Consider the following 25,663-nt stretch of genomic DNA (forward strand, 5'->3'; position numbering starts at 1 on the left):
GACGTGGACACCGCCGTCATCGTCCTCCGCGTCGCGCTCTCGCTCGGCGTCGTGCTCGCCCTGATGTGGGTGCTGCACCGTCGCGTCGCGAAGAGCGGCCTGGTTGCGGGCAAGGCCAAGGGCCGCCGCTCGGCGTCGGTCGAGGTCGTCGGCCGCCAGGGCATCGGCGGCAAGGCGAGCGTCGTCGTCGTCGACGTCGAGGGCGAGCGCCTCGTGCTCGGTGTCTCCGAGCACGGTGTCGCCCTGCTCACCAGCGGGCAGGCGCCGGCGCCGGAACTCACGATCGTGACCGGGCCGGTGACGCTGCCGGTGCGTCCGACCCCGTCGGCCGACCGCTTCCGTCAGGAACTGGAGCAGCAGACGGCAGCCGAGCCGAGCCTCCCGTCCGACGCGGCGCAGCCGCTGCCCATGCGTCCCCGCAACCGCCGCTCGCAGCGCACCACGCTGCCCACGGCGCAGCAGCTGCAGGGGTCGATCCTGTCCGCCGACACCTGGCGGCAGGCCGCCTCGGCGCTCCGGAACCGGCGGGCCGGGTGACCGCGGCCCGCACCGGACGCCTGATCGCCCTCCTCCTGCTGGGGGTGACGATCGTCGCCGGCTTCCTCATGCTCACGGCGACCGGCGCCCACGCGGCCGGTGTCGTGCAGCCGACCGCCCCAGCCACGCCCACGCCGCCGTCGACCGGTGACTTCAGCGTCAGCGTGAACGGCCCGGACGGCACCCCGTCGTCCGCCGTCGTCACCCTGATCGGGATCACCCTGCTCAGCGTCGCACCGGCCCTCATGCTGATGATGACGTCGTTCACGAAGATCTTCGTGGTGCTCGCGATGACGCGGAACGCCCTCGCACTGCAGTCCATCCCGCCGAACCAGGTGCTCGCCGGGCTCGCGCTGTTCCTGTCGCTCTTCGTGATGGCACCGGTCCTCGGGCACATCAACGACGACGCCCTGCAGCCGTACCTCGCCGGCCACCTCGACTTCACCCAGGCGGTCGAGATCGGGACGAAGCCGCTGCGGACGTTCATGCTGCACCAGACGCGTGAGGAGGACGTGGCGCTCATCACCCGTGCCGCCGGTCAGGACAACCCGAAGTCGATGGCCGACGTGCCGATGACGACGGTGATCCCCGCGTTCGTGATCTCCGAGCTCCGCAGCGCCTTCATCATCGGGTTCGTCATCTTCATCCCGTTCCTGGTGATCGACCTCGTCGTCTCCGCGGCGCTCATGTCGATGGGCATGATGATGCTCCCGCCGGTCATGATCTCGCTCCCGTTCAAGATCCTGCTGTTCGTCCTCGTCGACGGGTGGGGGCTCATCATCAAGTCCCTCATCGAGAGCTACCAGGTGGTGCACTGATGAACCAGCAGGCCGTCATCGACCTCACGCTCCAGGCGCTCCTGGTGTCGGCGAAGCTCGCCGCGCCCGTGCTCGTGACGTCGCTCGTCGTGGGCTTCGCGATCTCGCTGTTCCAGTCGGTCACGCAGATCCAGGAGGTCACACTCTCCTTCGTGCCGAAGGCCGTCGCCGTCGCGATCGCCCTGGTCGTCTGCGGCAACTGGATGATCTCGGAGATGGTCGGGTTCACGCACGTCGCGTTCGACATGATCCCGAAGCTCTTGGGAACGGCCTGATGGAGCTCTCCATCGACGGCGACCGCCTCGAGGCGACGATGCTCGCCGGCGTCCGCCTCGTCGCGTTCTTCGTCATCGCGCCGCCGTTCTCGTACCGCGCGTTCCCCGCGACTGTGAAGGTGATCCTCGGCATCGGGCTGGCGATCGGCGTCGCCCCGCGCGTCGCGGTCGGCTACGAGTCGCTCGACACCGGACCGTTCCTGCTCGCGCTCCTGACGCAGCTCCTCGTCGGGCTCGCCCTCGGGTTCCTCGTGTTCCTCGTGTTCGCCGCCGTGCAGTCGGCGGGTGCGCTCATCGACCTGTTCGGCGGGTTCACGCTGGCGCAGGCCTTCGACCCGCAGTCGCAGGTGAACGGCGCCCAGTTCACGCGGCTGTTCCAGATGGCGGCGCTCGCGCTGCTGTTCGCCTCGGGCGGGTACCAGCTCATCGTCGCCGGACTCGTGCGCTCCTTCGACGCGGTGCCGCTGACCGGCACGTTCGACCTCGGCGGCCTGGCGTCCGTGCTGGTCACCGCGCTCACGCAGATGTTCCTGTCGTCGCTGCAGATCGCCGGGCCCCTCGTGGTGGTGCTCTTCCTCGCCGACGTCGGCCTGGGCCTGCTCACGCGCGTCGCCCCGGCGCTCAACGCCTTCCAGATGGGCTTCCCGATCAAGATCGGGCTGACCGTCGTCTTCGCCGGCGCGCTCTTCATGGCCCTGCCGTCCGTCGTCTCGTCCCTCACCGGCGACGCGGTGGCCGCGATCACGGGACGGGGGTGACGACGTGTCCGACAGCGGAGAACGCTCCGAGCAGGCGACCCAGAAGCGGATGCGCGAGGTCCACCAGAAGGGCCAGATCGGGCGGTCGCAGGACCTCGGCGCGTGGATCGGGATCGCGGTCGCGGCACTCATGATGCCGTCCGCGATCGGCAACGCCGCCGCCGCGGGCTCCGAGCAGCTCCGAGCCGTGCAGCGCGTCATCGCCGACCCGACGATCGGCACCATGAACGCCGTGTTCCACGAGGCCCTCGGCTCGCTCGGCGGGACCCTCGGCCCGATGCTCGGGGTCGTCGCCGTCGCCGTGCTGGCCGCAGCGGTCGCGCAGGGCGGCGTGCACGTCCGGAAGCTGACGCCGCAGCCCGAGCACTTCGACCCGATCCAGGGCCTGAAGCGGGTGTTCGGCACCCAGGCGCTCTGGAACGGGTGCAAGGCGCTCCTCAAGACCGCCGTCGTCGGCCTCGTGCTCTGGATGGCCGTGCAGACACTCGTCCCCGTCCTCATGACGAGCGGGTCGCTGCCGTTGTCCGCCGTGCTCGACGCCGCGGCCGCCGGGACCGGCACCCTGCTGCGGGCGGCGATCGTCGCCGGCCTGGTCCTCGCCGCGCTCGACGTCTTCGTCGTGATCCGCCGCAACCGCAAGCGCACGATGATGACCAAGCGCGAGGTCAAGGACGAGAACAAGCACGCCGAGGGTGACCCGCTCGTGAAGTCCCAGCGCCGCTCCCGACAGCTCGCGATGAGCCGGAACCGGATGGTGCAGGCGATCGGCACCGCGGACGTCGTGATGACGAACCCGACGCACTACGCCGTCGCGCTGTCGTACGAGCCGGGGAAGTCCGCGCCGCGCGTCGTGGCGAAGGGCGCCGGTCCGGTCGCGGCGATGATCCGCGACAAGGCGCTCGAGGCCCGGGTGCCGATCGTCCAGGACGTCCCGCTCACCCGTGCGCTGCACGCCGCGTGCGAGCTCGGGCAGGAGGTGCCGGTCGACCTCTACACGCCGGTCGCCCGCGTGCTGTCGTTCGTCATGGCGCTCAAGGCCAGGGGAGCGGCGGCCGGGACGCACGCCCCGCCGCGGCCGACCACCCCGGACGAGGTCGCGACGGTCATCGACCCGGCCACGATCAGCGGGGACCTCCGGCCCCGGAAGCTCCGCCCGAACTCGACTCCCGAAGGGGTGCCCGCATGAACCGCAAGGACCTGCCGAAGCTCGTCGTCCCGGTCTTCATCGTCGGCATCATCCTGCTGCTGATCCTGCCGGTGCCGTCCTTCCTGCTCGACTTCCTCATCATCTGCAACATCCTGCTGGCGCTGGTGATCCTGCTCACGACGCTGTTCGTGAAGAAGCCGCTCGACTTCTCGGTGTTCCCGTCGCTGCTGCTCGTCGCGACGCTGTTCCGGCTCGGCCTGAACGTCGCGTCGACGCGGCTCGTCCTCGGCGAGGGGTTCGCCGGCGACGTCATCCAGGCGTTCGGCCACGTGGCGGTCTCCGGCTCGATCATCATCGGCGCGGTCATCTTCCTGATCCTCGTCGTCATCCAGTTCGTCGTCGTGACGAAGGGCGCCGAGCGCGTCGCCGAGGTCGGGGCACGGTTCACCCTGGACGCGATGCCCGGCAAGCAGATGGCGATCGACGCGGACCTCAACGCGGGGCTCATCACCGACGCCCAGGCGAAGGAACGCCGTGCCGCCGTGTCCGCCGAGGCCGACTTCTACGGCGCCATGGACGGTGCGTCGAAGTTCGTCAAGGGCGACGCGATCGCCGGCATCCTCATCATCGTCATCAACCTCGTCGGCGGCATCGCCATCGGCATGGTGCAGAACGGGCTGTCGATCACCGACGCCTTGTCGAAGTACGGCATCCTGACCATCGGCGACGGGCTGGTCACGCAGATCCCGGCGCTCCTCATGGCGGTGTCGACGGGCATGATCGTCACCCGTTCCGGCGCCGAGACCGAGATCGGCACTTCGGCGTCGCAGCAGCTCACCCAGTCGCGGAACGCCCTCGTGATCGCGGGCGTCGCGGCGATCGCGATGGGGTTCATCCCGGGCATGCCGATCGTCCCGTTCCTGGTCATCGGCGCCACGCTGCTCGTGATCGGGTGGCGCCTCGGGCAGAACACCAAGCGCGAGGAGGCCGCCGTCGCCCAGCAGCAGGCCATGGAGGCCGCCGCGCCGAGCGCCGACACCCCCGAGGACCTCATCGAGCAGATGCGCGTGCACGCCCTCGAGATCCTGCTCGCGCCCGACCTGGTCGACATGGTGTCCGGCGCCTCGGACGACCTGCTCGGCCGCGTCCGGGCACTCCGCCGGAAGATCGCGATCGACATGGGGATCGTCGTCCCGCCCGTCCGGACCCGCGACAGCATCGAGCTCCCGCCGTCGACCTACGCCATCCGCATCGCCGGCGTCGAGGCCGGCCGGGGCACCGCACCGTCGCGCAGCGTGCTCGCGCTCGGCGACCACCTCGAGGGCCTCCCCGGGGAGACCACCGTCGAACCGGTGTTCGGCCTCGCCGGCAAGTGGGTCCCCGCCGAGCTCCGGCACGCCGCCGAGATGACCGGCGCGACCGTGATCGACCGCGTCTCCGTGCTCGTCACGCACCTGCAGGCGATCATCGGCGACAACGCCGCGCGGCTCCTCACCCGCGAGGACGTCAAGGTCCTCACCGAGGGCGTCAAGCAGGTCAACCCCGCGGCCGTCGAGGAGCTCGTCCCCGGGATGCTCTCGCTCGCCGAGCTGCAGCGGGTCCTGCAGGGCCTGCTCGCCGAACGGGTCCCGATCAACGACCTCGGCCGGATCTGCGAGGGCCTCACGCTCCGCGCGAAGGTGTCGACCGACCCGGAGGGGCTCGTCGAGGCCGCCCGCGCTGCACTCGGCCCCGCGCTGCCCGCCCGGTACCTCGACGCCGGCACGCTCCGGGTCATCATGATCGACCCGCTGCTCGAGCAGTCGATGCTCGAGGGGCTCCGGCCGTCCGAGCAGGGGACCCAGATCGTCCTCGACGCCCACCGCATCGAGCAGGTCCTCGGGTCGCTCCGCGAGGCCGTTCGCTCCGTCGAGGACCAGGGGATCTCCGCCGTCCTCGTCTGCGCCCCGCAGCTCCGCCCGGCCGTGCACCGCATGGTCTCCGCGCAGTCGAACGGCCTGCCGGTGCTCTCCTACCAGGAGGCCACCGCCGCGGGCTCCACCATCGAGACCGTGGGAGTGGTCCGTGCCGCCGACCCGATTGCAGCGTAACGGCGCCACGCTCGACGAGCTCCGGGACGCCGTCCGCTCGGAGTTCGGACCGGGCGCACGCATCGTCGCCGCCGAGCGCGTCACCACACCCGGCATCGGCGGGCTGTTCCGCAAGGCGCACGTCGAGGCCACCGTCGAGGTCCCCGGCCCCGACGACGTCCCGACCGCGCGCGTCGCCATCGCCGACTCGCCGGTGCAGCGGGTGGGCATCGCTGCGCTCCTGGCCGACGCCGAAGCCGCGGAGGCGCGCATCGCCGGCCACGACGGCACCGCGTCCACGCGGGCCGACGCGTTCGCGTCGGTGCTCGACGGCTTCGTCGCCGACGGGATCACGGGGAGCGCCCCGCGCCCGACACGTGCACTGCCGGAGGCGGGGGCCGAGGAGCCGGGCGGGTCGCGCCTCCTGGACGTGCCCAGTCCGACCGCGGTGCCCGTCGCGTCCGTCGTTCCCGGTCCGTCGGTCGTTCCTGGAGGGACGGCTCGGCTCGTCGACGACGTCGTGGCCGAGCAGCTGGTCGCCGCCACCGCGCCCACCCGGCCCGCCCCGTCGGTCCGGTCCACCGACGGCGACCTCGTGCTGCTCGTCGGGCGTCCGAACGACGTGGACGCGGCCGCCGGGATCTTCGCGACCCGGCACGCACTCCGGCCGACCGACGCGGCCGACCGGCGGAGCGGGATCCTCGCCCGGGCCGACGGCGTCCGCGACGGGTACGCGCTGCTCGCGGTCGCCGCCTGGGACGACGTGGCGACGGCCGCCGGACTCGCACCCGACCAGGTCTGGGTCGTCGTGGACGTCGGTCGGAAGCACGAGGACTCGGTCCGCATGCTCGCCGCCGTCGCCGACCGGGCACACGTGGCGGGGGTCGTGGCGATCGGCGCGGGGGAGACCGCCACGCCGGAGTCGGTGCACCTGCTGGGAGTCCCCGTCGTGTCGCTAGGCTGAACGGGTGCTGGTACTCACGCGGAAGGTCGGCGAGCGGATCCTCGTCGGTGACGACATCGTCATCACGGTGCTCGACAGCCGCGGGGACGGCGTCCGGATCGGTATCGACGCGCCTCGCGGGGTGAAGATCCAGCGCGAAGAGGTCGTGCGCGCGGTGACCGAGGCCAACGCCGAGGCCGCTGCCGCTGCCGCCGGCGCCGGGGACGACGCCGAGGCGCGGCTCCGCCGGGCCCTCGAGGACCGCGGGCCCGCCGGCGACGCCTGACGCGCCCCACGTCCAGCGCTAGGCGCTGGGCTTCTTCTCCTGCTCGGGGAGGCGACCCGCGGCCGCCTCGGCGGCGAACCAGGCCTGCGCCTCGTCCTGCCGGGCCTGCTCGGCACCGAGCGCGATCGGGGCGCGGACGTGGCCGGCCTCGTACCCGAACGAGTCGAGCAGCTGCGGGATGACCGGTCGGACCCGGGCGACGAGGCGGTCGATGTACGCCGAGACCGCCCGCGCCCGCTGCGCCGTGATGCGCCCGTGCATGAGGTACCAGTCGAGGTGCTGCTCCAGCAGGCCGAGGGCGAACAGGTCGCGGAGCCAGACGAGCACGCGGCGGGTGTCTCCCGGCGGGACCTCGTCGATGGCCTCGGTGAAGGCCTCCCACTGCATGAGCTCGGCGTGGGCCTTGGCCGCCTCGATGAGCTCGTGCTGCGAGCGGTTGAGCAGTCGGGCGCCGCGTGCGCGGTCCTTGCCGGCCGACGCGAGGCGCATGCCGATCTCGGTGACCATCGTGTCGACGCGGCCGGCGAGCAGGTCGCGCTGCGTCCTGGCGTCCTGCAGGTCCGTGACGGACGCGGCGAGCGAGCCGCGGTCGGTCATGGTCTGCCCGAGGCGCCGGAGGCCGGTGGCGTCGGCGAGCTTCGTGGCTGCCTGGGCCGCCACGAACTTCGCGGTCGACGCCGGGTCCTTCGGTGCCTTCGCGCGGAAGTCGGTGAGCAGGCGCTTGCCGACGAGCTGGAGCAGCACGGTGTTGTCGCCCTCGAACGTCACGTAGACGTCGAGGTCGGCGCGGAGTCCGGTAAGGCGGTTCTCGGCGAGGAACCCGGCACCGCCGCAGGCCTCGCGGCACTCCTGGAGCGTGTCGAGGGCCGACCACGTGGACATCGACTTGAAGGCCGCTGCCTGGGTCTCGAGGTCCTCGCGACGCTGCGGGGTGTCCTCACGCCCGCTGAACACGTCGTCGAAGGTGCGGAGGAGCTTCTCGTGGGCGAACGACTGCGCGAACACCGTGGCGAGGCGGGGGATCAACCGGCGCTGGTGCCGGCCGTAGTCGAGCAGGACCCCCTCGGTGCCGTCGCCCGTCGGGAACTGGCGGCGCTGTGCCGCGTACGTCAGCGCGATCTCCAGGCCGATCTTCTGGGCGACGACCGCGGCGCCGTCGAGCGACACGCGGCCCTGCACGAGGGTGCCGAGCATGGTGAAGAAGCGGCGACCGGGCGAGGCGATCGGCGAGGAGTAGGTGCCGTCCTCGGCGACGTCGCCGTAGCGGTTCAGCAGGTTGGTGCGGGGGACGCGCACGTGGTCGAAGTGCAGCCGGCCGTTGTCGATGCCGTTCAGGCCGCCCTTGTAGCCGTCGTCCTCGCCGCCGACACCGGGCAGGAACGCACCCTCGGCGTCGCGGAGCGGCACGTAGAACGCGTGGACGCCGTGGTCGACGCCCTGCGTCACGAGCTTCGCGAAGACGACGGCCGCCTTGCCGTGCAGGGCGGCGTTGCCGATGTAGTCCTTCCACGCGCCGCGGAAGGGCGTGTGGATCTCGAACTCCTGGGTCGCCGGGTCGTAGGTCGCCCGCGTGGCGATGCTCTGGACGTCCGAGCCGTGCCCGGTCTCCGTCATCGCGAAGCAGCCGGGGACCTCGAACGAGACGATGCCCGGCAGGAACTCGCGGTGGTTCCGTTCGGTGCCGAGGTGGTGCACGGCCGAGCCGAACAGCCCCCACTGCACGCCGGCCTTGATCTGCATCGAGGGGTCGGCCGTGGTGAGCTCCTCGAACGCGGCGAGGTTGCCGCCGTGGTTGCTCGAGCCGCCGAACTCCTCGGGGTAGGGGCGCTGGATCGCACCCGCGTCGACGAGGATGCGGAGCTGGTCGAGCGTCCGGGCGCGGGCGTCGGCGTAGGGCATGCCCTCGACCTTGTGCATCGCCGGGTCGAGTGCGAGTCGGCGCGAGGCTCGGCGGTCGTCCGCCCAACGGCCGAGCAGGTGCTCGGCGAGCAGGTCGACGTCGATCCGGACGTCGGTGTCCGTCCCGCCGGCGGGCGTGCCCGCGGCGGGGTCGCCGGCGGCGTCGGCCTTGGGCGTGTTCGTGCTGTGGACGGGTGCGGTGTCGACCATGGTCGGAGCCCTCCTGAACTGCTCTGTCCGGTGTTGCAGAACCCACGCTATTGATCGGACCCGCGAGTCGCGTGAACGCCGTCCGGGGCTGACAACGCGGGTGGCCCGTGGGTCGGCCGCGGTCGTGGGAACCCTCCAAACGACCGCGCCCGGCGTTCCTGAGGCGAGTTCAGCGATTCGGCGCGGCCCGGCTCCGAGGGGCAGAATGTGCGGCATGTCAGGTACCACCACGCCCGCACGCGGGCGGACCTTCTTCGGGCAACCGTTCGAGTTGTCGACGCCGTTCGCCGTCGAGCTCTGGGAGCGGTTCTCGTTCTACGGGATGCAGGGCATCGTCCTCATCTACATGTACTACACGCTCTCGCAGGGCGGGCTGGGCATCGACAAGGGCGTCGCCAGCGGGATCATGGGTGCCTACGGCGGAGCCGTGTACCTGTTCACGATCATCGGGGCGTGGATCGCCGACCGCCTGCTCGGTGCGGACCGGACGTTGTTCGGCAGCGCCATCGTCGTGATGCTCGGGCACATCGCCCTCGCGCTCATCCCCGGTGTCGCGGGCGTCGGCGTCGGCCTCGTGCTCATCGCGCTCGGCTCCGGCGGGCTCAAGGCCACGGCGACGACGATCGTCGGCGGGCTCTACAGCCCGGACGACCCCCGTCGTGACGCCGGCTTCTCGCTCTACTACCTCGGCGTGAACCTCGGGGCGTTCTTCGGTCCGCTCCTGACCGGCCTGCTGCAGAGCTCGCTCGGCTTCCACTACGGCTTCGGCCTTGCTGCGGTCGGCATGGCGGCCGGGCTCGTGCAGTACGCGATCCGCCGCCGCAAGCTGCCGGAGTCCGTGCGCCACGTCACGAACCCCGTCGACCGCCGTCGGCTCCCGCTCATCGGCGTGCTCGTCCTCGTGGCACTCGCGGTGATCGTGGTCGCCGTGCTGACGGGGCTCCTGAACGTCGACAACCTGCCCACCGTGGTCGTCGCCATCGTCATCCTCGCCACGATCGGGTACTTCGTGGTGATCCTCTCGAGCGGCATCACCGCGCAGGAGCGGTCGCGCGTGTTCGCCTTCATCCCCCTGTTCATCGGCAGTGCGGTGTTCTGGTCGCTGTACCAGCAGCAGTTCACCGTCGTGACCGTCTACTCCGACGAGCGCCTCGACCGGTCCCTGTTCGGCTGGGAGATGCCGGTCTCGTGGGTGCAGTCGATCAACCCGGTCTTCATCATCGTGCTGTCCGGCGTGTTCGCGGCGATCTGGACGAAGCTCGGCGACCGTCAGCCGTCCACCCCGACGAAGTTCGCCCTCGGCACCGGCATCATGGGCGTCGCGTTCCTGCTCTTCCTGCCCTTCGTCGGCACCGGGCAGAACGGCACGCCGCTGCTCGCCCTCGTCGGGATCCTGCTCGTCTTCACGATCGCCGAGCTCCTGCTGTCGCCGGTGGGCCAGTCGGTGGCCACGAAGCTCGCACCGCCGAAGTTCCAGACGCAGATGGTGGCCCTGTTCTTCCTGTCGGTGTCGCTCGGCACCGCCGTCACGGGGGTGCTCTCGCAGTACTACGACCCGGCGGACGAGGCGCCGTACTTCGCCGTCCTCGGGCTCGTCGCCGTCGCGGTCGGTGTCGTCCTGCTCGTCCTCGCCAAGCCGGTGCTGAAGCTCATGCGCGGCATCCGCTAACCTGAGGGCAGCCAGACCGGCCCCGGAACCAAGGAGTCACCAATGCTCGAACTCATCGCAGGCGTCATCATCGGCATCGGCGTGCTCGGTGGCGTGGGGGTCTGCATGGCCTTCGCAGCCATGATGAAGAGCGGCAACGAGGAGTACTAGCCCTCGGTGTCCGGTGCCGGCTCGATCGGCACCAGCTGACGACTCAGGACGGTCGCGCGCTCGAACGGGCCGCGGCCGTCCTTCGTGTAGACGGGTTCCTCGAACGCGATCGTCCAGGTGCGCTGGGTCCCGCCGAGCTGGCTGCCGCCCGGTGCGACGATGACGCCGATCGGCTCGTCGGCCCACTCCTCGCCGCCCTGGTCGGTGTCGACGACCTGCACGAGGGCACCGATGCCGAGGCCCGGTCGGTCGTCGGGGCGGGGGCTGGGGGAGCGGCGTCCGAACACGCGCCCACCGTACCGCGCGCGGGTCAGTTCCAGATGGAGATCCAGTCGACGGACACGGTGCCCGTCGCGTCCGTCGGGACGGCGCCGTGGTCGGTCCACGTCTCGCCCTGCAGGGTCACGCGCATCGGCTTCGTCGGCACGGCCTCGGTGGTGGAGGAGACGAGCTCCCCGTCCCAGTAGAAGCGGACGATGCCCGTGTCCCACTCGGTGGTGGCGACGTGGTACTCGGTGGTGTCGGTCTTCGCGTGGACCTGCACCGAGCGGTCGTACTTGACGTGACGGTTCGCGTACGTTCCCGGGATCGCGGACGCGGGGCGCGGCGATGCCCCGAGCGTGAGTGACTCCGGCCAGTCGATCTCGCCGTCGTTCCACTCGTCGGAGGACGGCCACAGCATGCCGACGAACTTGTACCCGTCGGTGACCGTGGTCTTGTAGCGGATGCTGACCCGTGCCGTCGTGTGCGGTGCGTACCCGTCCGGCATGACGGCGGCGACGAGCGGTCGGCCGCCCTCGGAGTGGAAGTCGAAGTCGAGGTTGCCGTCGGCGACGGACAGCACCTTCGCAGGCGCGTACGTGCCGAGTCCGCTGGTGTCCTGGAATCCGTCGTAGAGGCCCATGCCGGGGTAGACGGATGCCACCGTGCCGAGTGCGGCGGGCTTCGTGAAGTCCTCGGCGTACGACTGCCGCCAGGTGCGTCCGTTCGACGTGACGTCGCCGACCGGGAGTGTCGTCGGCACGGCGGTCGGGGTCGCGGTCGGGGTCGGGGTGGGTGTGGGCGTCGGTGTCTGCTTCGGCGTCGGTGTGACCAGCGGAGTCGCCGTGGCGGTGGTCGGTGCCGCTGTCGACCCCGGTGCCGTGGAGGACGGGACACACGCAGCGAGCGCGCCGGCGACGAGGAGCCCGGTGACGATCGCGCCTGCGGTGCGTGTGCGAGTGGTCACGGTACGGTCCCTGCTGGAGTCGGTGGAGCTCCTGGCGATCGTAGTCAAGGAGTGCCCGGCGGCCTGCTGTTGCCGGCACCCCAGTCCGGGGGTGGCGGGAACGGTCGCCCTGGTCGCACGACATGCCGTGCGCCCGTCGCCGGGGTCGCACGAGGTGCCGCTGCTGCCGGCGCCGGGCGGCAGTTCGTGCGACCCCGGCGGCCCGCGAACGGGCGGTCGGCCCGCGGACGGGACGGGACGCGCGCCTAGGCCCCCACGGCGGCCCGCGCGATCTCGGTGATCGACGAGTGCCCGGTGTCCGGGTGCTTGCGCATCGACAGGAGCCGCTCCATCGAGGGCTCCAGCGCCGTGACCTTGTCGAGCGGCGCACTCACGACGAGCTGGAACCCGAGCCGCAGCCACGCCGTCACCGCACGCCCCGCGAACTCCGAGTCCGCCTTGATGAAGGCCTCGTCGAGGAACACCGGCGCGAACCGTGGCCGCGGCCGGGTCTCGTCGCCGAGCTGGTACCGGAGCGCTGCACCGACGATGAACGCCACGAGCTCCTGCGTCTCACCGCCGGACTTGTCACCGAGGGACGAGTACACGCCGAGGTCGTTGCCCTCGGTGTCGTACCGCACGGCCGTGATCTCCATGTGCCGACGGACGTCGAGCACGGCGTCACGCTGCGTGGTCCGGCCGCCACGCGGGACGGACGGGTCGGGGCGGATGACGGCCATGAAGCGTCGGAGCCGGCGGAACCGGGTCTCGAGCACGTCGTCGGTCAGCTCGGTGTCGACCGACGCCGACAGCGCCCGGAGCTCCCGGCGGAAGGCCGTGACCTCTTCGCGCGTGACCCGGCGGATCTGGATCTTCAGCCGGTCGCGGTTCGCACCGAAGGGCAGCTCGCGGAGGATCTCGTTGACCGGTTCGAGCCGCTCCTCGATCTCGACGACGGCCCGGTCGAAGGCACCGGCGAGCGGGACGAGGTCCTCGCCGCTCCACTGCGACAGGCGTCGGCGCCACTCGCTCCGGCGGGAGTGCAGGCCGGTCGCGACGATCTGGTCGAGGATGGCGCGGTAGTCGGGGTAGGACGCGACGCCGGTCCCGAGGTTCGGGTCCGGCCAGGCGTCCTGGTAGCGCTGGAAGGTCAGCGTCAGCGCGGTCGAGGCCGACGCGGCGCCGTCGAGCGCCTGTGCGAGGCGTTCCTCGAGCCGTCGCTTCAGTCGGCGGGTGGCGTCGTCGAAGCCGTCGACGCCGTCCGGTGCTCCGATCTCCTCGAACGTCTCGGACAGCAGCTGCGCCTGTCGGTCGTCCGGCAGGGCGTCAGGGGTGTCCTCGAAGCGCGCCAGGATCTCGGCCGCGGCGTCCTGACCGTCCACGAGCACGGCGTGCCGCTCCTCGAGCCGGGCGACGGACTGGCGGGCAGCAGCGCGACGGTCCGACGCCTCGTCGAGGGACGCCCGGAGCCGACCCACGGCCGAACGCAGCGTGCGGAGGCCGTCGTCGGCGGCGAGGAGCGCCTGGCGTTCCTGGTCGAGGCGGGCGAGCGAGTCCTCGAGCCCGACGACGTCGATCGCCTCCCACGTGACGTCGACGATGTGCTGGTGCGCGGCGCGGAGGACGTCGAGCGCCGTGATGTCCTGCGCGACGTCGGTACGCCGGGCCTCGAGCGTGGCGAGGTCCTCGGCGATCGCGGCCAGCTCCTGCTCCACCGAGGCGACCCGCGCCTCGTTCGTGAAGCCGATGACGTTCGCCTGACGCCGGTCGCCGTGGGCACCGCGTCGACCGTCGCGGAGCTGCCCGGACTCGGTGACGCGCCGACCGCCGCCGCCGAGGTCCGCGGCGGACCCGACGCACCGGGCGTCGGTGCGGTCGGACTCGATGCGCTCGCGCACCCAGGTGCTGAACGGCGACTGCTTGATCGCGAGCTTGCCGGACACCATGGACGGGTCGCCGTCGACGTCGATGTGCGGCCCCGTCGGGACGCCCTCGAACTGCACGCGCACCGGCAGGCGGAGCGCGTCGATCGCCTCGCTGAAGTCGGCGAGGCGGTCCTGGTCGACCAGGAGCGTGCGGGCGACGGGCGCCAGGACGGACTCGATCGCCGTGCGCCAGCGCTCCTCGCCGGGCAGCACGTCGAGCAGTTCGGCGACGAAGGGCAGCTCGGACGGGTCGATGCCGGCGGCGCGGGCCATCGCCAGTCGGGCTTCGTGCATCGGCAGCGGCATCGCGCCCTGTCGGTGCTCGAGCGACTGACGCTCCTGGCGGAGGGACCGCTCGCGGTCGAGGAGCGGGTACTCCTCGCGGGTCAGGGCGTCACGGCGCTCGTCGAGCTCCGCGCGCGACGCGGGGTAGGTGCCGAGGAACTCGTGCGACGCCCGCTGCGCGGCGGTGAAGGACTGCTCGGTGGACACGGGGGACCCGAGCACGGCCGTCCGCTCGTCGAACGTCGCCCGGGTGCGGACGACGGCGTCGCGCTCCCGCGTCCGACGGTCGATGCGGTCCTCGAGCTGCGCCAGCGCGTTCCCGCCCTGGTCGCGGAGCCGGGCCTCGGCATCGCGCAGCTCGATCTCGACCGCGGCGTGCCGGGCCTCCGCCGCGGCGACCTCGGCGCGGGCAGCCGTGCGTTCGCGCCCGTTGCGGTCCACCTCGGCGTCCAGGAGCGCTCGCTTGCGCGATGCGGTCCAGTGCGCGAACGGGGACACCTCGGCGCCGGTCGCGATCCCGTCGAGCGCCTCGGCCGCGGCCCTCGAGCGCGCGATCTCGGCGTGCAGTTCGGTGATGGGGGAGAGGATGCGGACCTTGCGCTCCTCGGTGTCCATCGCCTCGTACGCCTCGTCGAGGGCGGAGAAGTGCGCGAGGGCGCGGTCGGCGGCCTCGTACGTGCCCGGCGTCTCGAGCACGAGCGACTTGTACAGGGCGTCGACGGTGGGCAGGTGCTGCCCGGCCTGGATGCGCGCGAGGAGCCGCATCGCCCGGTTGCCGCCGCCGGAGTCGCCGATCCCGAGGCGGGTCTGCAGCGTGTACGCGAGCTCCTGGTAGGTGTCGCGGATGACGAGCCCCGGTACGCGTCCGGTGAGCTCGAGGTGGTGGAACCGCGTCGGCACGAACTCCTCGAGCCGGCGCAGGTCGAACGTGTCGTCCACCGTCGCCATGGTCATCTGGATGTCGCCGACGCCCCGCGCACGCTTCGGCACGATGTACGCGCGCAGCACCGTGAAGCGCCGCTCGTCGTCGTTCCGGAACGTCACCGCGACGGCACCCCACGTGGTCTGGTCGTCGCCGCGCAGGTTCACGTCGCGCAGGGCGCCGGACTCGGGGTCGCGACGGGTGTCCACCTTGCCGCGCAGGTACGTCAGCAGGTTCCGCTGGTCGGCACTGCGCGCGCGCCCGGTGGTCGCGTCGTTCGATGCCCCGTTGAACGGCACGTCCGACGGCATCATCACGGCGAGGTACGCGTCCATCAGCGTCGACTTGCCGGTGCCGGACGCGCCCGAGATGAGCGTCGCGGTGCCGGACAGCTCGACCTGGCGGTGGCCGTGGAAGCCGCCCCAGTTCACGACCTGCATCGACTCGGCGCGCCACTGTGCGACGGTGTCGAACAGGGCCGGGATCTCGAAGGTGTCGGTCACGCTTCCGTCTCGCCTTCGTCGTCGGTGTCGGTCTCGTCGGCCAGGAGGGACGGGTCGTCCCCGTCGGTCGGCTCGCCGTCCGGGGTGGTCGCGTCCCCGGGCGCGGTGGCGGTCCGCGACGCTGTGCTCGCCAACCACGTGTCGAGGTCGCGCAGCCGCTCCAGCGGGAGCAGCACCTCCACCACGCTCGCGACACGGAACCGGTCCGGGTCGCTCGTCTTCAGCAGGACCCGGGCGGTCACGAGGCGTTCGACCGCCTTCGCCACGCGGCCCTCGTCACGGGTGCGGTCGGTCGCCGTCGCGGGGCGGAACCCGGCGACGTGCCCGAGGATCTCGGAGCGGTCGACGACGACCTGGTCCGGGCCCGGGCGGGTGTCGGCGCGGAGGCGCATGCGCAGGTAGACGAGGACGATCGTCTCCTCGCGCGTGTACGGGACGTCGCGCAGCAGCGTGGGGAAGCCGCGGCGCTGGCTCTCGGAGCGGGCCTGACGCTTCCAGGCGACCTCGCGGTCGCGGTCCACGTGCAGTTCGAGGAACAGGTCGTTGAGGCGCGAGCGGAGCTGGTACTCCGCGTCGAGCACGGCGCGCCACTCGTCGGCGTGCGTCCGTGCGCTGACGTAGGAGTTGCGGAGCAGCGCCACGAGGGCACGGCGCTGCCGGTCGTCCAGTCGGCCCTCGTCGCCCTCGAAGAGTGCGAAGCTCGTCTCGTCGCGCTCGTCGTCCTGCGGGACGGGTGCGGGGTCGTCGTAGGGGACCGTCTCGTCGACCGGTGCCGGCGTCGTGTCGCTCACCGCGCCTCCTGTGCGTGTTCGTCGTTCGTCGTGTCTGGCGTCCGGTCGTGGCGCTCGTCGGTGAGCGCCGCGGTCGGCATGTGGAAGGTGACCGGGCTGCCGTCGGGACGGACCGTCCGGTGCTCGGCGAGGTGCGTGGCGGACTCGAAGTCCTCGTGACCGGTGAGGAGGTGCGCGAGCCCGAAGAGCTCGACCGGACGCCGCTGCTCCGGCGGCAGGCCGTGGAAGGCGTCGACGCTGGAGTCGGCCTCGGCGGAGCGCAGTGCCGCGCGGAGCTCGGTGAGGAGCGGTCCGCCGTGTCGCCGGAGCGTCTCCACGTCGAGTTCCTCGAAGACGTCGTCGTCCGGCTCCTCGATCGCGGGCGGCACGGACTCGGCGTCCGGGTCGTAGAACCGTTCGCGCAGCGTGCCGACCTCGGCCGTCGCCGGCAGGAGGCCGAGGGGCAGCCGGTCGCGCGCCGACCCCTGCTCCATCCAGGTCGCGAGCCCGCGCTCGATCGACCGGATGACGGCGTCGAGTTCACGGTCGCGGGCGACGTCGTGCGCGACGATCTGGTCGCGCAGCGTCGCCGTGAGCTGTCGTCGCTGGGCGAGGACGTCCTCGATGCCCTGGCGGAGGATGACCACCGTGTTGCGGAAGGCCCGACGCTCGGACGCCCCGAGGGAGTCCGCGAAGGGGTGGGCCAGGATCGTCGCGATGTCGTCTCGGAGCCGCAGCAGCAGGGCGTCGTCGCGGAGCAGTTCGAACGCCCCCTCGAACGCACGGCCCTCGGGGGTGGCCTGCATGAGGTTGTCCGTGCGGGCGAGGTAGTCGTCGAGGATCTCGCCGATCGGACGGACCTCTTGTCGGAAGTCCTCGACGATCGAGCGGTGCATCGTCGCCACCGCTTCCTCCACACGCTTGAAGTCGCTCGGGAGCTGGCGGATCAGGTCGGAGATGTTCGTGTAGCCGTCGCGCATCCGGGCGTCGTCCACGGTGTCCACGTCACCCTGCTCGAGTCGCTCACGCTCGGCCTGGAGCTCGGCGATCTGCGCGTCGATGCGGCGGATCTGTACGTCGGGGTCGGGCTCGGCGCGGGCGGCCCAGCGGTGCACGGCGTCGACGATCATCGCGAGCCGGCTCTCGCTGATGAGCGCCCGGTCGGAGGACAGGGCGTCGACGAGGGACAGGGCCTCGAGCGCGTGGCTCGTCAGGGAGTACTGCTCGTCGCCGTCGGGGGAGTTCGAGCGGACGAGCCACTGCGCGGCGACCCACTCGCGGCAGAGGGCGCGGCCGTTCGGTCGGGCGTCCTGCTCGGGCTGCTCCGCCTGCTCGCTCGCGGGGGTGCGCGCGCCGGCGGCCTGGAGCCGTGCGACGTGCTCCTCGACCTGCAGGTGCATCCGGTCCGCGGGGACGTACTGCACGTCGCGGTCGAACACCGTGCGGAACACGGCGAGGACGACGGCGCTGGTCGGCCGGGACATCAGCCGGAGGGTCGGACGGCCGAGGACTGCCCGGACCCGGGCGAACTCGAGGTCGACGTCGGTCATGCGCCCCTTCGTCCGATCTGGCTGGTGACTGTCTCAACAGATGCGAAGAGCCCGACGCTGTTGCGCCGGGCTCTTGCGGGTGGGTGGGCGATACCAGACTCGAACTGATGACCTCTTCGGTGTGAACGAAGCGCGCTACCAACTGCGCCAATCGCCCCCTGCACTGTGCGTGCCAGTCGATAGTAGCGGATGCCGGGGCCGGTGCCGAACACGGCGCGCGTCCCGGGTGTGGCGCGGACGGTGGAACCCGCCCGATCCGCATGAACACGGGGGACACGCCCGGTGAACGAGGAGGATTTTGGTGGATGCCCCCGGGTTCGTATAGAGTTTACGTCGTCGCCGCGACAGCGGGTCAGACAAATGCGGATGTGGCGCAGTGGTAGCGCATCACCTTGCCAAGGTGAGGGTCGCGAGTTCGAATCTCGTCATCCGCTCGAGTGTGGTGTTCTCCGGAACGTCACGACTCACCAGAGGGTATCCCACCGTTCGGGTACTCACGGAGACGTGAACCTCGATGGTGGGGTGGCCGAGAGGCTAGGCAGCGGCCTGCAAAGCCGTCCACGCGGGTTCGAATCCCGTCCCCACCTCCAGTTCCACACTCCTCTGGGCGATTGGCGCAGCGGTAGCGCGCTTCCCTGACACGGAAGAGGTCACTGGTTCGATCCCAGTATCGCCCACCACAGAAGAAAGCCCCCGGGTCTCCCGGGGGCTTTCGTGTTTGATCAGCCACTGCGCGAACCCCGGATCAGAGCACGTGGCATGGTCTCTGCGCGATCGAGCGTCCGCGTCTGCCCGTGGTGCGAGCTCGGCGTGTTCAGCCATCGGTTCAGCATCTGCGTCGGTCGCGCTCGACGGCCGACATCGGTGCCGGCGCTTCATCGGGTCGACCTCGATGAGGTGGAGCAACGGCATGGCGGACAGGCGGGGCCGGTTGCGGGTGCGTGTGACGCCATGTGGCGATGGCGGCCGCTGCACCCGCTGGTGCTGACACCAGCAAGGGGAACTGCCAGATCCAGCCGCCGCCGGAGAACGCGACCACTCCCTGCATGCAGCCGGCAGCCAGCGCACCGGCGACGACCGCGTGGGTGGCGACGTGCACCGCCGTGTTCCGGACGGAGGTGAGGAGCCTGCCGGTGACGTAGGTGAACGGCAGTGCAACGGCGGCCCCGCCGATGCTGATGATGCCGGCGATGAACACCGTGGTCATGCCGAGGAACACTGCGGAGCCGTCGGCACCGGAGAACAGGCTGACCAGGATGCACACCAGCAGCACGGTGGGGGTGGTGACACCGACCATCCACAGGTAGCTCTTGCCGACGAGCCCGAAGGTCTCACGTGCGGTCCATGTCCCCATGACTGCAACTATGCGGCAATCGCGGTGCAGGCGTGTGGCTCCCGTACCGTTCGTGACCGAACAGTCAGCGTCCCGTCATGCTTGCTCCGAGTCTGCGCCATCCCGTTGACACCGCAGACGCCGACGCTGCCGTGCACCACGAGGAAGCCCCCGGGTCTCCCGGGGGCTTTCGTCGTTCCGTCCCTTCGAGGACGCTCACGCCAGGACGCGGTTCCCCTGCCGGTCGCCCGGTCGTTCCCGTCTACGGTTGCCCCATGTCCGACGTCGGTGCGCTCCGGCCGCTCTCCCGGGTGACGGTCTCGGTGATCTGGGCGCTTGCGGCCGTGTTCAACGCGGCGTTCGTCGCCTTCTTCGCGTTGTACACGGAGGCTCACGACCGGGCTGTCGACCGTTCGGAGTCGACCGGCGCGTTCGACCCGTCACAGTTGCTGCCGCACGATGCTGCGCTCTGGGTGGTCGCGCACGCTGCGCTCGGCCTCCTCGTCGTGCTCGACGGAGTGGGCATCGCGCTCTCCGTGCGATGTCTCCGGGTCCGGGCTGGTCGGTCGGGCCGTGCTCCCGTGCGAGTCGAGCGGTAGGGAGTGAGCCGGATCAGGCGAGACCGATGCAGTGCGCCAGCACGGCCTGCTGCACCGGCAGCAGCGACCGCTTGAAGCCGTGTCCGACGAAGGCCGGGTGTGCCACGGCGTCCGCGCTGACCTCGCGCCCGCGCACGAACGGCGGACACGGGGCGAAGCGGACGCCGGCCGGTGCGGTGTCGAGCAGGTCCGCCGTGACCCGGAACGGCTCGAGCGCCTCGGCATGCCGTCCGGGCCCGTCGGTGATGACGACGTCAGCGGTCCGGATCGCGGTCGCGAGGTCGTCCGTCCACGCGGCTCCGGGGGTCGCGAGGTCGGCGGGGCAGCACTGCACCAGGTCGAGCTGCAGGACACGTGCGGCCTCCTGCCACGCCCGGGCGATGTTGCCGTCGGCGCCCACGAAACGGAAGCGCAGCGTGCCGAGGTCGCGCTGCTCCCGCCGCAGGGCGTACAGGTCGGACAGCACCTCGCACGGGTGGTTCTCGTCGGTCATCGCGTTCACGACGGGGAGTGCTCCGGCAGCCGCGAGACCCTCGACGACGGTGAGGTCGTGGTGACGGACGACGAGGACGTCCGCCCACGAGGCCAGGTACCCGGCGACGTCCGAGAGCGCCTCGGGCTTGTCGAGCGTGGTGTCCGGGAAGACGATCGGCTGCAGTCCCATCGTCGCGGCACCGCGCTCGAACGTGACCCGCGTGCGCAGGCTGGTCGCGGGGAAGAACATCACCGCAGAGCCGTCGGTCGTCGGCCCCTGACCGGTGCGGTAAGCGTCCGCGAGGGCGAAGACCTCCTCGACCTCGTCTGCCGTCCAGTCGTCGAGCCGGGTCAGGGAGCGCATCGCACCAGCCTAGGGAACGCCACGAGACCCACGGCACGAGCCGACCGGGACGCCGCGTCGTTCAGGACTCGCCGAGCGCGGACAGCACCTGGTGCCGGACGTCGAGTGCACCGTGGGCGTACCGGTCGACGAGGACGGTGCGCATCCCCGCGGACCGGGCCCCGGCGACGTCGCGGACCGGGTCGTCGCCGACGAAGAGGCACGCCGACGCGGGCACCCCCAGTGCGTCGGCGAGCGCGTGGAAGGCTCCCTCGTCGGGCTTCTGCACGCCGATGCGCTCCGAGATGCACACCACGTCGAGGGCGGTGTCGAGTCCGGTCGCCGCCAGCTTCTCGGACTGTTGCGCAGCGGACCCGTTCGTCAGCAGCCCGAGGCGGTAGCCGCGCGTCCGGAGCTCGCGGAGCAGCGGCACAACGTCCGGGAACGCACGCCAGGCGGCGCGGTAGGCGTCGAGGTACCGCTCGAACACGCTGTCCAGAGCGTCGGGGTCGTGGGGGAGCACGATCCCGAGCGGGGGCAGGACGGTCCGGAGCCGCTCGCGCCGCTGCTCCTGGAAGCCGATCTCGCCGGAGCGCCAGCGCTCGAAGTGTTCGTCCTCGGCGGCGGACCAGGCGTCGAGCACCGACGGGGTGACGGTGACGCCCAGCCCGGTGAGGAACTGCTCCGCGCCGGTGCGGGCGGCGCCCCGGTGGTCGAAGAGGGTCCCGTCGAGGTCGAACCCGACTGCTCGCGAAGGTGCCACGCGGCCAGGCTACGGCGTGTCCCGGCGACCGTACGATGGCGGTGATGGACATCTCGCTGCGCCCCGGTACCCCCGACGACGTGGAGTGGGTCGCGGAGCTCCGGGCCGAGGTGCTCCGAGCCGACCTCCGCCGACTCGGCCGGTACGACGACGTGCGCGTCCGGGAGCGGCTGCGGCGCGGGTTCCTGCCCCGCAGCACGCGGATCATCGTGGTCGACGGTGCCGACGTCGGCTCCGTCACGGTCCGAGTCGACGGCAGCGACCGGTGGGTCGAGCACCTCTACCTCGCGCCGCACCTGCAGGGGCGCGGCATCGGGTCGACGGTGCTGCGGACCGTGCTGGCCGAGCCGCACGCCGGGGACACGCGACTCATCATGCTGCAGGGGAGTGCGGCACAGCGGCTCTACGAGCGGCACGGGTTCGTCCGTGACCACGAGGACGACGTCGACGTGGTGATGGTGCGTCCCGGCGACCCGGATCCCGTCACGTCGGCGTACTCGCGTCGCGCCGCCGAGTACATCGAGCACCTGGGGTCGATGACGTCCGTCCACGCGGCCGACGAGGCGCTGGTGACGGCGTGGGCGTCGACCGTCGACGGACCCCTGCTCGACGCCGGGTGCGGCCCCGGACACTGGACCGCACAGCTCGCCTCGCTCGGTCACGACGCACGGGGTGTGGACCGGGTCCCGGAGTTCGTCGCGCACGCTCGGCAGGCACACCCGGGCGTCCCGTTCGCGGTCGCGGACGTCGACGCACTCCCCGACGAGCCGGAGAGCCTCGGAGGCGTCCTGGCCTGGTACTCGCTGATCCACCACGACCCGGCTGCCCTGCGACGCCCGCTCGAGGAGTTCGCGCGGGTCCTCCGCCCCGGCGGCCGGCTGCTCATCGGGTTCCCCACCGGACCGGACGTGGAGCCGTTCGACCACGCGGTCACCACCGCGCACCGGTGGTCGGTGGACCGTCTGGCAACAGCGGTCTCCGCAGCGGGCTTCGACGTCGTCGAGGCGGTCACCCGAGACGCCGACGACGCGACCCCGCGGCCGCACGGAGCGATCTCCGCGCGGCGTCACGACCGACCGGTCACCGTCACCACCCCGGGACCTCGACGCGCACGGAACTGATCCGACCGGCCCGGGTCCGTGCCGTCACGGCGGGGTCGTAGCTGTCGGCGGTCGCGAGGTAGAGCGTGCGCCCGTCATCGCCGCCGAGCGCACAGTCGATCGCACACCGCCCCGGGGCCTCGATGCGGTCCGTCACCGTGCCGCCCTCGACGACCCGCAGGAACTCGCCGGTGTCGACGGAGCAGACCCAGACCGCGCCGTCGCGGTCGACGGTGCTGCCGTCCGGCGTGGTGCCGGCGGGGAGCGCCGCCCACTCGCGTCGTCCGGTCAGGGAACTGTCGGGCTCGATGTCGAACGCCGTCAGACGACCACCCCACGTCTCGCTGACCACGAGCGTGCGGGTCCCCGGGAGGACGTTCGCACTGTTCGGGAAGACGAGGCCGTCCGCGGCGAGGCGGTGGGAGCCGTCGGTGTCGATCACCCAGAGCGGGCCGGGGCGGAGCTCCTCACCGCCGTAGAGGTCGTAGCCGAAGGCACCGATGTAGGTGCGGCCGGTGGCGTCGTCGACGACCAAGTCGTTGAGCAGCGAGGACTCGACCCCGGACAGGTCGGCGAACACGTCGGCCGCGCCGTCCTCGCCCACGGCCACGACTGTGCGGGACTCCATCGCGCTGACGATCAACCGGCCGTCCGGCAGCCACCCGAGGCCCGAGGACTGCCCGTCCACCGTGGCCTCGAGCCGGGGCTGCGCGCCCGGGCCGGGGCGCAGCGAGAACACCTCGCCCGTGTGCATGTCGGAGTACCAGAGCCTGCCGTCGTGCCACCGGTTGCCCTCGGGGAACCGGATGTCGGTGACGACGTCGGTCGTGGTCGTGGAGTCGAGTGTTATGTGCACCGACCCAGCCTCTCAGAGCTCGCCGGGAGGCCCCGACTGCCAGCGGACCCACGCCTCGAGCTGCGCCTTCGCGCTCTCGAGACTGGTGTGGAAGCCCGTCATGTCGCCGTCCCGCAGCCGCACGACGTACCGCGACCCGAAGACCACCGTGCCGATCACGACGGAGCCGCACCGCGCCTCCCAGGTCCGCGGATCGACCGCCGCCCAGCGGACGTCGTCGGTCTCGGAGTGGTCGGTGCTGGGGAGGGAGGTCATGGTGCTTCCGGTCGCTGGACGATGGGATCGTTCCGGCGGCCGTGGGCTGGGGTCACCTGGCTCGACGGTAGTCCTCGGCGGCTGGGCGGCGGACGCCCCGGCTCAGGCCATCCGGTCGAGCCAGTCGCGGAACAGCGCCGCCGCGACGGCCGGACGTTCCAGGTGGGCGTTGTGCCCCGCCGCGTCGAGCACGGCGTACGTCGCGCGGGGGTAGTGGTCGCGCAGCGCCCAGCCGTCCTCGTACCCGACCACGTCGTCCTGACGGCCGAAGAGGTGCAGTGCCGGTGCCGTGAACGGATCGGGGTGGAGCGCCTCGGGTTCGGTCCGCAGCGCGTAGTCGGACGCGATCCGGTCGACCACGGCCTGGTCGGCGGCGCGCGGGCCGGGGAGCACGGACTGTTCGTACGCCTCGAGCGTCGCGGTGGTCTGGACGACGCTGAGCGCGGCGAAGTCGTCGCGGGCGGCACCGGGCTCGGCCGCGGCGACCACGGCCGGATCGGGGAGGACGACCTGTCGCGGGGGCACTCGTCGGCGTGCGTGGTCCGGTTCGACGACGCCGACGATCGTGGCGAGGCCGAGCACCTGGCCGCGGAGCTCGTGCGCGACGGAGCGCGCGACCATGCCGCCGAACGAGTTGCCGACGATCGCGAACGGCTCGTCGCCCAGGTGCGCACGGACCGCTTCCCGGACGGCGTCGGCGACGTCCTGCGCGGTCGAGGCCGAGGGGTCGTACCCCGGCGACTCCCGCACCCACGGCAGGTCGAGGTGGACCCACCGCCACGGCGCGTCCGGGACGGCGTGCTCGAGGGGGAGCAGGATGCGGTGGTCGACGCCGAAGCCGTGCACGGCGACGAGCGGGCGGCCCTGACCGGTGGTGCGTGTGATCACGCCCGGACCCTAGCGGGGACCGCCGACGGTCACGGGGCCCGGAAGCGCTCGACCACCGGGCAGGCGAACGGATCGCTCGCCGCCAGGCCGACCTCGTTGAGGTACCGGACGACGATCACGTAGGAGTGCACGAGGGTCGTCTCGGTGTACGGCACCCCCTGCTCGTCGCAGTACCGGCGCACGAGGTCCCGCGCCGCACGGAGGTTCGGCCGGGCCATGCTCGGGAAGAGGTGGTGTTCGACCTGGTGGTTCAACCCGCCCATGAAGAACTCGACCCACCGCCCGCCGCTGATGTCGCGGGAGGTCAGCACCTGGCGGGAGAGGAAGTCGACCCGGCGTCCGGCCTCGATGATCGGCATGCCCTTGTGGTTCGGCGCGAACGCGATCCCCATGCAGAACCCGAACACCGCCAGCTGGACGCCGAGGAACGCGAACGCGATGCCGATCGGCAGGACCCAGAAGACCGCGCCGATGTAGAGCACGAAGCGTCCGGCGAAGACGGACCCCTCGGCCCAGCGGTGCTTGACGGCGCCGCGTCCCGTGTAGGTGCGGATCGACTGCCAGTGCAGGTTCGCGCCCTCGACGAGGAGCATCGGGAAGAACGCCCACCCCTGCACCCGGACGAGGACGTGCAGGAAGCCGGTGCGGCTCCGCGCATCCTCCGCCCGGAACGAGATCGCGTCGAACGAGATGTCCGGGTCCTTGCCGACCGTGTTCGGGTTCGCGTGGTGCCGGGTGTGCTTGTTCATCCACCAGGCGTAGCTGATGCCGGTCAGGAACGTGCCGACGTACCGTGCGGCACGGTCGTTCCAGTCGTGACTGGCGAAGACCTGCCGGTGTGCGGCCTCGTGCGAGAGGAACGCGAATTGCGTGAAGAGCAGTCCGAGCACCCCCGCGACGACGAGCTGCCACCACGAGCCGCCGAGCACGGCGAACGCGGTGCCCGTGGCGACGAGCAGCGCCGTGAGGACGGCGACGAGCCCCCAGTACCAGCCGGTCCGACGACCGAGGAGTCCGGCGGTGCGGACCTGGGCGAGCAGCGCGGTGTAGGTCGACGTGGTGTCGGGCCGGCCGTCGCGCGGGGTGGTCTTCCGGTAGCCGACCGGTGCGGTCGTGTCGTCGGCCATGG

24 protein-coding genes and 4 tRNA genes are annotated in these 25,663 nt (G+C 71.6%); 14 read left to right on the plus strand and 14 right to left on the minus strand.

Going from position 1 to position 25,663, the window contains the following annotated elements:
• Positions 1-3 precede the first annotated feature (3 nt).
• The 8 genes from BJK06_RS17150 to csrA are packed head-to-tail and all read left to right on the plus strand — an operon-like array spanning position 4 to position 6,833.
• Positions 4-537, plus strand: a complete 534-nt coding sequence (locus tag BJK06_RS17150) for a flagellar biosynthetic protein FliO (RefSeq protein WP_070418903.1) — start codon at positions 4-6, stop codon at positions 535-537.
• Positions 534-1,355 (plus strand): flagellar type III secretion system pore protein FliP, encoded by an 822-nt coding sequence (gene fliP, locus BJK06_RS17155; protein WP_070418904.1) that lies wholly within the window; start codon positions 534-536, stop codon positions 1,353-1,355. Before BJK06_RS17150 ends, fliP begins: the two co-directional genes overlap by 4 nt.
• A complete protein-coding gene (gene fliQ / locus BJK06_RS17160; RefSeq protein ID WP_070418905.1) occupies positions 1,355-1,630 on the plus strand; it encodes a flagellar biosynthesis protein FliQ in 276 nt (91 codons plus the stop codon). The genes fliP and fliQ overlap by 1 nt, the downstream gene beginning before the upstream one ends.
• The gene (locus BJK06_RS17165; RefSeq protein ID WP_070418906.1) at positions 1,630-2,388 is read left to right on the plus strand and encodes a flagellar biosynthetic protein FliR; all 759 of its coding nucleotides are present in this window, start codon (positions 1,630-1,632) and stop codon (positions 2,386-2,388) included. The genes fliQ and BJK06_RS17165 overlap by 1 nt, the downstream gene beginning before the upstream one ends.
• A gap of 4 nt (positions 2,389-2,392) precedes the next feature.
• Positions 2,393-3,574 carry a flagellar biosynthesis protein FlhB gene (locus tag BJK06_RS17170; protein WP_070418907.1) on the plus strand — a complete coding sequence of 394 codons (1,182 nt, stop codon included), beginning with the start codon at positions 2,393-2,395 and terminating at the stop codon, positions 3,572-3,574.
• Entirely contained in the window at positions 3,571-5,625 is a 2,055-nt protein-coding gene (locus BJK06_RS17175; protein ID WP_070418908.1) for a flagellar biosynthesis protein FlhA, read from the plus strand. Before BJK06_RS17170 ends, BJK06_RS17175 begins: the two co-directional genes overlap by 4 nt.
• Positions 5,615-6,568, plus strand: a complete 954-nt coding sequence (locus BJK06_RS17180; RefSeq protein WP_156794907.1) for a hypothetical protein — start codon at positions 5,615-5,617, stop codon at positions 6,566-6,568. Before BJK06_RS17175 ends, BJK06_RS17180 begins: the two co-directional genes overlap by 11 nt.
• Before the next feature lie 4 nt (positions 6,569-6,572).
• Complete coding sequence (csrA, locus tag BJK06_RS17185; protein ID WP_070418910.1) at positions 6,573-6,833, plus strand: carbon storage regulator CsrA; 261 nt, start codon at positions 6,573-6,575, stop codon at positions 6,831-6,833.
• A gap of 18 nt (positions 6,834-6,851) precedes the next feature.
• Here the strand turns inward: csrA and BJK06_RS17190 are convergent, their stop codons facing one another.
• Entirely contained in the window at positions 6,852-8,942 is a 2,091-nt protein-coding gene (locus BJK06_RS17190) for an acyl-CoA dehydrogenase (RefSeq protein WP_070418911.1), read from the minus strand.
• Between the two features lie 205 nt (positions 8,943-9,147).
• Between BJK06_RS17190 and BJK06_RS17195 the strand changes: the two genes are divergently transcribed.
• Positions 9,148-10,611 carry a peptide MFS transporter gene (locus BJK06_RS17195; RefSeq protein ID WP_070418912.1) on the plus strand — a complete coding sequence of 488 codons (1,464 nt, stop codon included), beginning with the start codon at positions 9,148-9,150 and terminating at the stop codon, positions 10,609-10,611.
• Between the two features lie 146 nt (positions 10,612-10,757).
• On the opposite strand, the gene BJK06_RS17200 is transcribed toward BJK06_RS17195, so the two are convergent.
• The 6 genes from BJK06_RS17200 to BJK06_RS17225 form a co-directional block, all read right to left on the minus strand.
• Positions 10,758-11,048, minus strand: coding sequence for a hypothetical protein (locus BJK06_RS17200; protein WP_254791752.1), 291 nt, complete (start codon positions 11,046-11,048; stop codon positions 10,758-10,760).
• 23 nt (positions 11,049-11,071) lie between these two features.
• On the minus strand, positions 11,072-11,989 hold the full coding sequence (locus tag BJK06_RS17205) for a glycoside hydrolase family 16 protein (RefSeq protein WP_070418913.1): 918 nt from the start codon (positions 11,987-11,989) through the stop codon (positions 11,072-11,074).
• A gap of 245 nt (positions 11,990-12,234) precedes the next feature.
• The gene (locus BJK06_RS17210) at positions 12,235-15,603 is read right to left on the minus strand and encodes an ATP-binding protein (RefSeq protein ID WP_070418914.1); all 3,369 of its coding nucleotides are present in this window, start codon (positions 15,601-15,603) and stop codon (positions 12,235-12,237) included.
• Positions 15,600-16,394 carry a DUF4194 domain-containing protein gene (locus BJK06_RS17215; RefSeq protein WP_070418915.1) on the minus strand — a complete coding sequence of 265 codons (795 nt, stop codon included), beginning with the start codon at positions 16,392-16,394 and terminating at the stop codon, positions 15,600-15,602. The genes BJK06_RS17210 and BJK06_RS17215 overlap by 4 nt, the downstream gene beginning before the upstream one ends.
• On the minus strand, positions 16,391-17,923 hold the full coding sequence (locus BJK06_RS17220; protein ID WP_070418916.1) for a DUF3375 domain-containing protein: 1,533 nt from the start codon (positions 17,921-17,923) through the stop codon (positions 16,391-16,393). Before BJK06_RS17220 ends, BJK06_RS17215 begins: the two co-directional genes overlap by 4 nt.
• Positions 17,924-18,007: 84 nt before the next feature.
• Positions 18,008-18,080 (minus strand) — tRNA-Val (locus tag BJK06_RS17225).
• 205 nt (positions 18,081-18,285) lie between these two features.
• On the opposite strand from BJK06_RS17225, the gene BJK06_RS17230 reads away from it, so the two are divergent.
• From BJK06_RS17230 to BJK06_RS17240, 3 genes are all read left to right on the plus strand, one after another.
• Positions 18,286-18,357, plus strand: a tRNA-Gly gene (locus BJK06_RS17230).
• An 82-nt stretch (positions 18,358-18,439) separates the two neighbouring features.
• Positions 18,440-18,513 (plus strand) — tRNA-Cys (locus BJK06_RS17235).
• A gap of 15 nt (positions 18,514-18,528) precedes the next feature.
• Positions 18,529-18,603: transfer RNA gene (locus tag BJK06_RS17240), tRNA-Val, on the plus strand.
• A gap of 146 nt (positions 18,604-18,749) precedes the next feature.
• On the opposite strand, the gene BJK06_RS17245 is transcribed toward BJK06_RS17240, so the two are convergent.
• The gene (locus tag BJK06_RS17245) at positions 18,750-19,277 is read right to left on the minus strand and encodes a hypothetical protein (protein WP_070418917.1); all 528 of its coding nucleotides are present in this window, start codon (positions 19,275-19,277) and stop codon (positions 18,750-18,752) included.
• A gap of 254 nt (positions 19,278-19,531) precedes the next feature.
• Between BJK06_RS17245 and BJK06_RS17250 the strand changes: the two genes are divergently transcribed.
• Entirely contained in the window at positions 19,532-19,855 is a 324-nt protein-coding gene (locus tag BJK06_RS17250) for a hypothetical protein (RefSeq protein ID WP_070418918.1), read from the plus strand.
• A gap of 13 nt (positions 19,856-19,868) precedes the next feature.
• On the opposite strand, the gene BJK06_RS17255 is transcribed toward BJK06_RS17250, so the two are convergent.
• Together BJK06_RS17255 and BJK06_RS17260 are read right to left on the minus strand one after the other, a co-directional pair.
• On the minus strand, positions 19,869-20,693 hold the full coding sequence (locus BJK06_RS17255; RefSeq protein WP_070418919.1) for an ornithine carbamoyltransferase: 825 nt from the start codon (positions 20,691-20,693) through the stop codon (positions 19,869-19,871).
• Between the two features lie 61 nt (positions 20,694-20,754).
• Positions 20,755-21,435 carry an HAD family hydrolase gene (locus tag BJK06_RS17260; RefSeq protein WP_070418920.1) on the minus strand — a complete coding sequence of 227 codons (681 nt, stop codon included), beginning with the start codon at positions 21,433-21,435 and terminating at the stop codon, positions 20,755-20,757.
• 44 nt (positions 21,436-21,479) lie between these two features.
• Between BJK06_RS17260 and BJK06_RS19140 the strand changes: the two genes are divergently transcribed.
• On the plus strand, positions 21,480-22,556 hold the full coding sequence (locus BJK06_RS19140; protein ID WP_083295357.1) for a GNAT family N-acetyltransferase: 1,077 nt from the start codon (positions 21,480-21,482) through the stop codon (positions 22,554-22,556).
• Here BJK06_RS19140 and BJK06_RS17270 read toward each other — a convergent pair.
• The 4 genes from BJK06_RS17270 to BJK06_RS17285 all read right to left on the minus strand — a co-directional run bounded on the left by BJK06_RS17270 (position 22,522) and on the right by BJK06_RS17285 (position 25,661).
• Positions 22,522-23,391: an SMP-30/gluconolactonase/LRE family protein gene (locus BJK06_RS17270; protein WP_083295358.1), complete on the minus strand. Its 870-nt coding sequence runs from the start codon at positions 23,389-23,391 to the stop codon at positions 22,522-22,524. The genes BJK06_RS19140 and BJK06_RS17270 overlap by 35 nt on opposite strands.
• 12 nt (positions 23,392-23,403) lie before the next feature.
• A complete protein-coding gene (locus BJK06_RS17275; protein ID WP_070418921.1) occupies positions 23,404-23,646 on the minus strand; it encodes a hypothetical protein in 243 nt (80 codons plus the stop codon).
• Positions 23,647-23,748: 102 nt separating this feature from the next.
• Positions 23,749-24,534, minus strand: coding sequence for an alpha/beta fold hydrolase (locus BJK06_RS17280; RefSeq protein WP_070418922.1), 786 nt, complete (start codon positions 24,532-24,534; stop codon positions 23,749-23,751).
• A gap of 29 nt (positions 24,535-24,563) precedes the next feature.
• On the minus strand, positions 24,564-25,661 hold the full coding sequence (locus BJK06_RS17285; RefSeq protein WP_070418923.1) for an acyl-CoA desaturase: 1,098 nt from the start codon (positions 25,659-25,661) through the stop codon (positions 24,564-24,566).
• Positions 25,662-25,663: the final 2 nt, after the last annotated feature.

This window comes from Curtobacterium sp. BH-2-1-1 (assembly GCF_001806325.1).
In the GTDB taxonomy this organism is placed as follows: Bacteria; Actinomycetota; Actinomycetes; order Actinomycetales; family Microbacteriaceae; genus Curtobacterium.

What these genes read in the sequence shown, in the direction of transcription:
- fliQ (WP_070418905.1), top strand. Translation starts at nt 1,355, where the DNA reads ATGAACCAGCAGGCCGTCATCGACCTCACGCTCCAGGCGCTCCTGGTG.
- BJK06_RS17165 (WP_070418906.1), top strand. Translation starts at nt 1,630, where the DNA reads ATGGAGCTCTCCATCGACGGCGACCGCCTCGAGGCGACGATGCTCGCC.
- BJK06_RS17175 (WP_070418908.1), top strand. Translation starts at nt 3,571, where the DNA reads ATGAACCGCAAGGACCTGCCGAAGCTCGTCGTCCCGGTCTTCATCGTC.
- BJK06_RS17190 (WP_070418911.1), bottom strand. Translation starts at nt 8,942, where the DNA reads ATGGTCGACACCGCACCCGTCCACAGCACGAACACGCCCAAGGCCGAC.
- BJK06_RS17195 (WP_070418912.1), top strand. Translation starts at nt 9,148, where the DNA reads ATGTGCGGCATGTCAGGTACCACCACGCCCGCACGCGGGCGGACCTTC.
- BJK06_RS17220 (WP_070418916.1), bottom strand. Translation starts at nt 17,923, where the DNA reads ATGACCGACGTCGACCTCGAGTTCGCCCGGGTCCGGGCAGTCCTCGGC.
- BJK06_RS17245 (WP_070418917.1), bottom strand. Translation starts at nt 19,277, where the DNA reads ATGGGGACATGGACCGCACGTGAGACCTTCGGGCTCGTCGGCAAGAGC.
- BJK06_RS17250 (WP_070418918.1), top strand. Translation starts at nt 19,532, where the DNA reads ATGTCCGACGTCGGTGCGCTCCGGCCGCTCTCCCGGGTGACGGTCTCG.
- BJK06_RS17255 (WP_070418919.1), bottom strand. Translation starts at nt 20,693, where the DNA reads ATGCGCTCCCTGACCCGGCTCGACGACTGGACGGCAGACGAGGTCGAG.
- BJK06_RS19140 (WP_083295357.1), top strand. Translation starts at nt 21,480, where the DNA reads ATGGACATCTCGCTGCGCCCCGGTACCCCCGACGACGTGGAGTGGGTC.
- BJK06_RS17275 (WP_070418921.1), bottom strand. Translation starts at nt 23,646, where the DNA reads ATGACCTCCCTCCCCAGCACCGACCACTCCGAGACCGACGACGTCCGC.
- BJK06_RS17285 (WP_070418923.1), bottom strand. Translation starts at nt 25,661, where the DNA reads ATGGCCGACGACACGACCGCACCGGTCGGCTACCGGAAGACCACCCCG.